10 protein-coding genes are annotated in these 9,073 nt (G+C 74.9%); 3 read left to right on the plus strand and 7 right to left on the minus strand.

Annotation, left to right across the window (positions count from 1 at the left end):
- Window positions 1-61 precede the first annotated feature (61 nt).
- The gene (locus tag ACFT55_RS16535; RefSeq protein WP_380244935.1) at window positions 62-508 is read left to right on the plus strand and encodes a hypothetical protein; all 447 of its coding nucleotides are present in this window, start codon (window positions 62-64) and stop codon (window positions 506-508) included.
- A gap of 31 nt (window positions 509-539) precedes the next feature.
- Here the strand turns inward: ACFT55_RS16535 and ACFT55_RS16540 are convergent, their stop codons facing one another.
- On the minus strand, window positions 540-1,295 hold the full coding sequence (locus ACFT55_RS16540) for a TSUP family transporter (RefSeq protein ID WP_380244936.1): 756 nt from the start codon (window positions 1,293-1,295) through the stop codon (window positions 540-542).
- A gap of 119 nt (window positions 1,296-1,414) precedes the next feature.
- On the opposite strand from ACFT55_RS16540, the gene ybaK reads away from it, so the two are divergent.
- Window positions 1,415-1,915 (plus strand): Cys-tRNA(Pro) deacylase, encoded by a 501-nt coding sequence (ybaK, locus tag ACFT55_RS16545; protein WP_380244937.1) that lies wholly within the window; start codon window positions 1,415-1,417, stop codon window positions 1,913-1,915.
- Window positions 1,916-1,943: 28 nt separating this feature from the next.
- Here the strand turns inward: ybaK and ACFT55_RS16550 are convergent, their stop codons facing one another.
- The gene (locus ACFT55_RS16550) at window positions 1,944-2,342 is read right to left on the minus strand and encodes a YccF domain-containing protein (protein ID WP_380244938.1); all 399 of its coding nucleotides are present in this window, start codon (window positions 2,340-2,342) and stop codon (window positions 1,944-1,946) included.
- 98 nt (window positions 2,343-2,440) lie between these two features.
- Here ACFT55_RS16550 and ACFT55_RS16555 point away from each other — a divergent pair, with 98 nt between their 5' ends.
- Window positions 2,441-3,211, plus strand: a complete 771-nt coding sequence (locus ACFT55_RS16555; RefSeq protein ID WP_380244939.1) for a YggS family pyridoxal phosphate-dependent enzyme — start codon at window positions 2,441-2,443, stop codon at window positions 3,209-3,211.
- 188 nt (window positions 3,212-3,399) lie between these two features.
- On the opposite strand, the gene ACFT55_RS16560 is transcribed toward ACFT55_RS16555, so the two are convergent.
- From ACFT55_RS16560 to ACFT55_RS16580, 5 genes are read right to left on the minus strand one after another with little or no spacing between them, the layout of a single operon-like run.
- Window positions 3,400-4,371 (minus strand): N-acetylmuramic acid 6-phosphate etherase, encoded by a 972-nt coding sequence (locus tag ACFT55_RS16560; protein WP_380244940.1) that lies wholly within the window; start codon window positions 4,369-4,371, stop codon window positions 3,400-3,402.
- Window positions 4,368-5,645 carry an anhydro-N-acetylmuramic acid kinase gene (locus tag ACFT55_RS16565; protein ID WP_380244941.1) on the minus strand — a complete coding sequence of 426 codons (1,278 nt, stop codon included), beginning with the start codon at window positions 5,643-5,645 and terminating at the stop codon, window positions 4,368-4,370. The genes ACFT55_RS16560 and ACFT55_RS16565 overlap by 4 nt, the downstream gene beginning before the upstream one ends.
- Window positions 5,642-7,255, minus strand: coding sequence for a glycoside hydrolase family 3 N-terminal domain-containing protein (locus ACFT55_RS16570; RefSeq protein WP_380244942.1), 1,614 nt, complete (start codon window positions 7,253-7,255; stop codon window positions 5,642-5,644). Before ACFT55_RS16570 ends, ACFT55_RS16565 begins: the two co-directional genes overlap by 4 nt.
- Complete coding sequence (locus tag ACFT55_RS16575) at window positions 7,252-8,079, minus strand: carbohydrate ABC transporter permease (RefSeq protein WP_380244943.1); 828 nt, start codon at window positions 8,077-8,079, stop codon at window positions 7,252-7,254. Before ACFT55_RS16575 ends, ACFT55_RS16570 begins: the two co-directional genes overlap by 4 nt.
- Window positions 8,076-8,939 carry a carbohydrate ABC transporter permease gene (locus ACFT55_RS16580; RefSeq protein ID WP_380244944.1) on the minus strand — a complete coding sequence of 288 codons (864 nt, stop codon included), beginning with the start codon at window positions 8,937-8,939 and terminating at the stop codon, window positions 8,076-8,078. The genes ACFT55_RS16575 and ACFT55_RS16580 overlap by 4 nt, the downstream gene beginning before the upstream one ends.
- Between the last annotated feature and the right edge of the window lie 134 nt (window positions 8,940-9,073).

Here is a 9,073-nt window from a genome sequence, read left to right on the forward strand (position 1 = left end):
GACCCGCCCTGTGATCGTCACAGGGCGCCGACCCCGGCGCCCCTGACGTCAGGAGTCCGTGATGGACACCACGACCATCGTCTGGATCGTCGTCGCCGTCGTCGTCGTGCTGCTGCTGGTGCTGCTCGCCGTGATGCTCGCGCGCCGGTCGCGGGCCGCCCAGGAGCGCCGGCAGGCGGAGCGGCGCGACGAGGCGGCCGAGCTGCGCCAGAAGGCGGAGCACGACCGGATCGCCGTGCAGGAGCGCGAGGCCGCCGCCGCGAAGCTCGACGCGCAGGCCCGGATGTCGCAGGCGGAGGCCGACCAGAAGGCTGCCGAGGCGGCGCGCCTGCAGGAGGAGGCCCGGAGCCGGGACGCGAGCCTCGGCGAGCGCCGGGCCCAGGTGGACGAGCACCTGCGCCGCGCCGACGAGCTGGACCCGGACCGGCCGGACACGTCGACGGCGGGTCCGACGGACCGACCGGCAGACGGGCCGCGGCACCGCGAGCCGGACGACCGGCAGGCCTGACGGGGCCCGGCACGGGCGCGTCGGGCGCCGCTCATCCCAGGTGGAGCACGCCCTGCACGAGGGTGGCGACGCCGCCGGCGTACGCGAGCACGACGAGCCCGCGGCGGACGGCGACGGCCGACACGTGGGGCGCCAGCCGGTCCCCGACGACCAGCCCGGCGACGACAGCACCGAGCACCACGGCCCACTGCCACACGGCGAAGGGCGGGAACGACGCGTCCGTGAGCAGCAGCTTCGCCGCGAGCGCAGCGAGCGCGTTGGTGGCGAAGAACGGCTGCGCGGTCGCGGCGAAGCCGCGCGGCTCCCACCCGCTCAGGACGGAGTAGATGGCCAGGGGCGGCCCGCCGACGCCCGCGGCCACGCTGCCCACGCCGCTCGCCATGCCCGTGACGACCAGCGGTGCCCGGGACCCGGGCCGCAGCGGATGGCGCCCGCCGCGGCGCAGGCGGGTGGTGACGACGGCGAGCGTCATGGCGGCGATCACGAGCGCGCCGATGGTGATCTCCAGGGCCGCCGTGCTGGCGTCGCGCAGCAGCAGGGCGGACGGCACCATGACCAGCACCGACGTGGTCGCGAGCCACGCGTAGCGCCGCCAGTCGACGTCGCGCACGACGCGGCCGAGGATCAGGGCGGACGCGATCGAGCCGGCGAGGTTGACGAACAGCACGCCCTCGAGCGGGCCGACGACGAGCACGATGAACGGGCCCGCGACGAGGCCGAACCCCATGCCTGTGACCCGCTGGAGCGCCCCGCCCACGAGGATCGCGAGGACGAGGAGCAGCAGCACCGGACCACCGTACCCGGCCGCAACGTGCGTGCTGACCTGCTCCTCAAACGGCCGGAATGAGGATCAGGTCAGCACGCTCGTTGCGCGACGGGCAGCGCGCGACCGGGCAGAATCACCCCGTGGCGAAGAAGAGCGGGCAGCGCTCGCACGGGACACCGGCCGTCGTCGCGCTCGACCGGGCGGGGGTGCCGTACGAGCTGCACCCCTACGAGCACGACCCGGCGTCGACGCTGAGCTACGGGCTGGAGGCGGCTGCCGCCCTGGGCGCCGACCCGGAGCAGGTGTTCAAGACGCTGCTGGCGGACGTCGACGGACGGCTCGTGGTCGGGATCGTGCCCGTGGCCGGGTCCCTGGACCTCAAGGCTCTCGCGCGCGCCGTCGGCGGCAGGCGCGCGGTGATGGCGGACCCTGCTGCGGCGCAGCGCGCCACCGGGTACGTGGTCGGCGGGATCTCCCCGCTCGGCCAGAAGCAGCGGCACACCACCGTGCTGGACGAGTCGGCGGCCGCGTTCGACGTCGTCTACGTGTCCGCCGGACGCCGAGGGCTGGACGTCTCGCTCTCCCCCGACGCGCTGCTGCGGCTCACCGACGGCCGGCTGGCCCCGATCGCCCGCGCCTGACGGCGGTCAGTGCCGGTTCAGTGCCGGTTCAGTGCTGGTACGACGGGTACCGCGCGTCGCTGGGCACGATGTCCTTGCCGAGCGGCAGCAGCGAGATCGGGATCATCTTGAGGTTCGCGATCGCGAGCGGGATGCCGATGATCGTGATCGCCTGCGCGATCGCCGTCGTGATGTGCCCGATGGTGAGCCAGATGCCGGCGAACACGATCCAGATGATGTTGCCGAGCACCGACCATCCCCCGGCCTCCGGCTTGTCGACCACGGTGCGGCCGAACGGCCACAGCGCGTACCCCGCGATCCGGAAGGACGCGATGCCCCACGGGATGGCGACGATCGTGATGCAGCACAGGATCCCGGCGGCGGCGTAGCCGAGCGCCAGCCAGAAGCCGCCGAAGACGAGCCAGATGATGTTGAGCAGGGCCTTCACTCCCCCATCCTCGCCCGCCCTCGTCGCGCACCACCACCCGGGATCCCCCTGACCCGACCCTGGTCCGGGCGGCGTGCACGCGTTCGTAGACTGGCGCCATGCCAACCGACCGTCCCGGGATCCCCGCACGCCTCGCCGCCGTCCACGACCGCGTCGCCGCGGCCGCCCGCGCCGCGGGCCGCGACCCCCGCGACGTCCGGGTGCTGCTGGCCACGAAGACCCAGGACGCCACGACCGTGCTCGACGGGGTGCGCGCCGCCCTCGACCTCGCCGACGCCGCCGGCGACGACCGTCCCGTCCTGGTGGGCGAGAACCGCGTGCAGGAGCTCGTCGCGAAGGCCCCGGCGCTCGCCGCCCTCGTCGCCGCCGGACGGGTCGAGGCCCACCTCATCGGGCACCTGCAGAAGAACAAGGTGAACGCCGTCCTCGTCGCCGCGACGGGCGTCGACTCGGTCGACTCCCTCGACCTCGCCCGGGCGCTGTCCACCCGCTGCGCGCGCGACGGCCGCACCCTCGACGTCCTTGTGCAGGTCAACGTGTCCGGCGAGGACAGCAAGTCCGGCGTCGCGCCCGACGACGCCGCGGCGCTCGCACGCGACGTCGCCGCGCTGCCCGGCCTGCGTCTCACCGGCTTCATGACCATCGGCGCCCGCTCGGACGACGACGCGCTCGTGCGCGCCGGATTCGCCCGCCTGCGCGCCGTGCGCGACGACGTCCTGGCGAGCGGCGCGCCCGGGACGTCCGACGCCCGCGAGCTCTCCATGGGCATGACCGGCGACCTCGAGCTCGCCGTCGCCGAGGGGGCCACCGTCGTCCGCGTCGGCACCGCCGTCTTCGGCGCGCGCCCCACCCCGCCCCCGTCGAGGTAGCCGGGGCACTACCTCGGCACGGCCCGCACTACCTCGGCAGTACTCGTACTACCTCGACAGGACCCGCACTACCTCGGCACTGCTCGTGCTACCTCGGCACTGCTCGTGCTAGCTCGGCAGGGCTTGTGCTACCTCGGCAGGACCCGTACTACCTCGGCAGGACCCGTGCTACCTCGGCAGGGCTCGTGCTACCTCGACGGGGCGGCACCCAGACGTGCGAGGGCGCCGCGGACGCCGTCCCCGCCGGCGAGGGCGTCGCGGGCGGACGCGACGTCCACCCCGGCGAGCAGCATGACGAGGGCGACCTGCACCTCTCCGTCCGCGTCGGCGAGGACGGGCGCGCACACCTCGGGCGTCAGGCCGGTCGCCTGGCTGAGCAGCCGCACGAGCCGTGCGCGGAGCTTCGCGTTGGTGGCGCGCACGTCCACCATGAGGTTCGAGTACGTCTTGCCCAGGCGGATCATCGTGGCGGTGGAGAACGTGTTGAGCACGATCTTCTGCGCGGTGGCGGCCTTCATCCGCGTGGAGCCGGTGACGGCCTCGGGGCCCGTGTCGACGAGGATCGCGACGTCCACCCGCCCGGCCAGCGGCGCCGCCGGGTTGGCACTGACGAGCGCGGTGCGCGCGCCGCGCTCACGGGCCAGGTCGAGCGCGCCGCCGACGTACGGGGTGCGGCCGCTCGCCGCGAGCCCGACGACGAGGTCGTGCGGGCCGACGTGGTCGAGGTCCCGGCGGCCCGCCTCGGCGTCGTCCTCCGCGCCCTCGACCGCGAGCGTCATCGCGTCCGGCCCGCCGGCGAGGTGGGCGTCGAACCACTCCGTCCCGACGTCGTACGTCGGCGAGAGCTCGACGGCGTCCAGCACGCCGAGGCGCCCGGACGTCCCCGCGCCCACGTAGTGCACGCGACCGCCCGCGCGGATCGCCTCGACGGCGAGCTCCACGGCCTGCGCGACGTGGGACTGCTCGGCCCGCACCACGTCCGCGACGCCGGCGTCCTCGTCGAGGATGAGCCGGACCACGTCCGCCGCGGGCAGCAGGTCGATGTCGGTGGTGCGCGGGTTGCGCTCCTCCGTCGGCGAGACGAGCCGCGCGACCTCGAGCAGGTCGTCGGGCGTGTCGACGGGGGTTCCGGTGGGGTCGGTGGCGTTCGCTCCGCTCATCGGTGGCTTCCTCTCGGGGTCGTCAGGAGGCTCGCGCTCGTCAGAGTGCCCGGGGGCGAGGTGGTGAGGACGAGGCGCCGTACGGCGCCTCGCACGGGGGTGACGGGCAGGGGGGTCGGCGGGGTGAGCGACCCCAGGACGACGGGGCGGCGGGCGCCCGTGGCCTGCCGCCGCTGCGGGCCGGGGGCGGTGCCCGGCACGCCGTGCACGCCGAGGAACCCGAGCAGGGCGAAGAGGTATGCCTCCTTGCCGTCCCCGGGCAGCCCGAGCTCGTCGGCCGTGACGAGCTCGGTCGTGGTGGGCAGGTGCGCCCGCAGACGGGCGACGAGCACGGGGTTGCGGGCGCCGCCGCCGGAGATCACGACGCGCCCGACGCCGACCGCCGGGCCGTGCTCGGCGAGCGAGCGGGCCACGGTGGTCGCCGTGAGCTCTGTGAGCGTGGCCACGAGGTCGGGGATGCTCAGCCGGTCCGCGCTCAGTCCTGCGGCGGCGAGCTGGGTCGCGACGTACTCGCCGTCGTACAGCTCGCGGCCCGTGGAGCGCGGGACCGGGAGGTCGTAGTACGGCTCGGCGAGCAGCGCGTCGAGGGCGTCCGGGTCGACCCTCCCCTGCGCGGCGAGCGCCCCGTCGCGGTCGAACGGCTGGCCGGTGAGGCGCTGCACGACGTGGTCGACGAGGCAGTTCCCCGGTCCGGTGTCCCAGCCCAGGACGGGCGTGTCGCGCGCGCCGACGATCGTCACGTTGGCGATCCCGCCGACGTTGAGCGCCGCCGTGTCGCGGGCGCCCTCCTCGCCGTCGTGCCCGAGCCACAGCGAGTCGAGGACGCTCACCAGGGGCGCGCCCTGCCCGCCGGCGGCGACGTCGGCCACGCGGAAGTCGCTCACCACGGGCCGGCGGGAGCGCTCCGCGACCCAGGCGGGGTTGCCGAGCTGCAGGGTGCCGCGCGTGCGCCCCGCGACCACCCAGTGGTGCAGCGTCTGGCCGTGCGAGGCCACGAGGTCGGCGTCGCCCCCGGCGAGGTCGTCCACGGCGCGCCGGGCGGCGGCGCCGAGCTCCTGTCCGACGAGCGTGTCGAGCTGGCACACCTCGCCCATGTCGACGGGCGCTGGTGGCAGGGCCGCGAGGATCCGCCGCCGCAGGTGGTCGGGCCAGGGGTACTCGGTGTGCCCGAGCGGGCGCAGGTGCAGGGAGCCGTCCGCGCGCAGGTCGAGGTCGGCGGCCGCGGCGTCGATCGCGTCGACGCTCGTGCCGGACGAGATGCCGATGACGATCATCGCCCCACCCCCGCACGCGAGGTCGCGGGGGCGAGCAGAGCCACCGCGGCCTCGGCGTTGGCGCGCCCGGTGCCGCAGGCGAGCACGGTCGGGGGCAGCCCGCCCGGCAGCGCGGCGAGCCACCGCTCCCCCGCCTCCGGGACGCCGGTGTGGACGACGACGAGGTCCGGCCGCACGCGCTGCAGCGCGGCCAGCCGGTCGTGCTCGGCGCCGCCCGGCACCGGTTCGCGGGTGACGACGACCAGCGGGGCGGCACCCGGCCCTGCGGACCGGCCGAGGAGCCGCTCGCGCAGCTGGTCGAGCAGCTGGTCGAATCGTGCGTCGTCGAGCCGGGCACCCGGCCCCGGGTGCAGGCCCGCGCCGGGCCAGCGTTCCTGGACGGCACGCTGCACGTGCGTCGCCGTGCGGCCGGCGGCGTGGTCGAGGCGCAGCCGCAGGTCGACGACGTCGGGTGCGTCGGCGAGCGCCGGGACCGCGGGGCCCACCGTGCGGACGGCGCGGCGTGCGATCTCGGCGCCGACGACGGCGAGCGCCTCCTGCGCCCGGAGCGCGGCGTCCGGTCCGGTGTCCACGAACCCACGCCGCGCGCGCAGCCGTGCCGCGAGCGCGTCGGTGCGCCGGCGGGACGCGGCGAGCCGTTCCAGTGTGAGGCGACCGGTGCGGACCGCGTCGGAGAGCGCCTCGACGGCGGAGCGGAACAGCGCCTCGTCCTCGCGCCCCGCCGTGGTGCCGAGGCACAGCAGGTCCGCACCGCCCTCGACGGCGCGGACCGCGACCTCCCCCACGTCTGCCCCGTCCGAGACGGCGCGCATGTCGAGGGCGTCGGTGATCACGGGGCCGGCGTGGCCGAGCTCGCGGGCCAGGGCGGCCACGGCGGGTTCGAGCGACGCCGGCGCGGGGCCGAGCGCCGGCACGACGACGTGCGCCGTCATGAGGGCGTCGGCCGCTGGGGCGTCGTCGGTGCCGACGCCGTCCGTCGCGAGGGCGGCGGCGAACGGCACGAGGTCCCGTCGGTGCAGCGTGTCGAGGTCGGCGTCGACGACGGGCAGCTCGAGGTGGGAGTCGGTGGTGGTCGAGCCGTGCCCGGGGAAGTGCTTCGCGCACGTGCCCGCGCCCCCGCGCTGCAGCCCGCGCGCGAAGGCGGCGCCGTGCCGTGCGACGAGGTCCGGGTCGGTGCCGAACGCGCGCACCCCGATCACCGGGTTGCCCGGCGCGTCCACGTCGAGCACGGGGGCGAGGTCGAGGTCGACGCCGACGGCCACGAGCAGCCGGCCGAGCGCCTCCCCGGCGTCGCGGGTCAGCCCGGCGTCGTCGACCGCGCCCAGCGCCGCGGCGCCGGGCAGGGACGACCCGGCCGCGGCCTCGAGCCGCGACACGTCGCCGCCTTCCTCGTCGGTGGCGACGAGGAGGTCGGGGGCGGCCTCGTGCAGGCGGGCGGTGAGCGCCGCCGTGGTCGCGAGGTCCGGCGTGTTGTGCGCGAACAGGACGACGCCGGCGAGGCCGTCGCGCGCGGCGGCGAGCAGCCAGCCGGGTGGCGTGCTGCCCGAGAACCCCGGGAGCAGCACCCCGAGCACGGCGCGCCGGACGACGTCGGCGCCGGGCGCGCTCATCCCTTCACCGCCCCGGCGGTCAGGCCGGAGGCGAGCCGCCGCTGGACCAGGATGAAGAAGATCATCACGGGCACGGTGATGATGGTCGAGGCCGCCATGATCGAGCCCCAGTCGTTGGAGTGCTGCCCGAAGAACGACCGCAGACCGATGGCCACCGTGTAGTTCTGGGTCTCGCCGCCGAGCAGCGTCATCGCGAAGACGAACTCGTTCCACGCCGTGATGAAGCTGAAGATGCTGGTGGCCACGAGCCCGGGCGCCACGAGCGGGAGCAGGATGGAGCGGAACATCCGGCCCCAGGTGGCGCCGTCCAGGTAGGCGGCCTCCTCCAGCTCGACCGGCACGGCCGCGACGAAGCCGCGCAGCATCCAGATGCCGAACGGCAGGGCGAGCGCGACGTACACGACGACGAGGCCGGTGAGCGTGCCGAGCAGCTCCAGGTTGCGCACCTGCACGAACAGCGGGATGACGAGCGCCTCGAGGGGCACCATCTGCACGACGAGCACGAGCATGAGCACCTGGGTGCGCAGCTTGAAGCGGAACCGCGCCACCGCGACGGAGGCCAGCAGGGCGAGCAGGGACGACGCGAGCACCGTCAGCAGCGCCACCAGCAGCGAGTTGCGCAGGAAGACGTCGAAGCCGCCGTCGGTGAGCACGAACTCGAAGTGCTCCAGGGTGGGCTCGGCGGGCACGAACGACGACCCGCGGCCGGCCTTGCCGTCGAAGGCGCTCACGAGCATCCAGTACGCCGGGAACAGCGTGAAGACGAGCAGCAGCGTGACGGCCACGCCCTTGCCCACCTGGACCGTGGTCGAGGGGCGGCTCACAGCTCCTCCTCCTTCAGGATGGTGCGCACGTAGGCGACGGTGATGCCGAGCAGCAACAGGGTGAGCAGGACGGCGATGGCGGCGCCGAAGCCGTACCGGTTCTGCCCGAACGACTCCGTGTACGACCACACCCCGAGGTTGAGCACGTCACGGTTGCTGCCCGCGCCGCCCGGCATGAGGTAGACCTGCGCGAACACCTTGAAGTCCCAGATGGTCGACAGGATGATCACGACCGCGAAGATCTGCCGCAGCTGCGGCACGATCACCGAGAAGAACCGGCGCCACGGTCCGGCGCCGTCGATCTGGGCGGCCTCCAGGAGCTCCTTCGGCACGCCGAGCAGGCCGGCGAGCACGGTGATGGCGACGAACGGGAAGCCGTGGTGCACCACGTTGAGGAGCACGATGGCGTAGAACGACCAGCGGTCGGTGAACCAGTTCACGGGCGCGTCCTGCAGCCCGAAGGACTGCAGGACGTGGTTGAACACGCCGCGGTCGGCGTCGAAGATCCAGATCCACACGTACGTGCCGGTGACGGCGGGCATCGCCCAGGCCGCCATGATGGCGCTCGACACGACGGTGCGCCAGAAGCGCCCGAGCGAGGCGAGCAGCACCGCCACGGCGGTGCCGAACACGACCGTGCAGGAGACGGACAGCACAGCGAACACCACGGTGTTCGGCAGCACCACCGCCCAGAGCTGCTCGGAGGTGAAGATCTCGGTGAAGTTGTCGAGGCCGATCCAGTTCGGCTCGCCGGAGACGATCTCCTTCAGGCCGTAGTCCTGCAGGGAGAACAGCACCACCCGCACGAGCGGCCACAGGAGCAGCACGGCGAGGACGAGCAGGGCGGGCGCCAGCAGCATCCACGGGCGCGTGCGCGCGAGCAGGGACCGACCGGGCGGGCGGCGCCCGCCGGGGCCCGGCGGCGGGCGGGGGGCGCGGGGGGGCGCGCCCCGGCGCGGGGGCGGGCGCCCGCCGCCCAGTCGGTGCCGGGGTC

This window comes from Isoptericola sp. NPDC057191 (assembly GCF_042670225.1).
Classification (GTDB): Bacteria; Actinomycetota; Actinomycetes; order Actinomycetales; family Cellulomonadaceae; genus Isoptericola.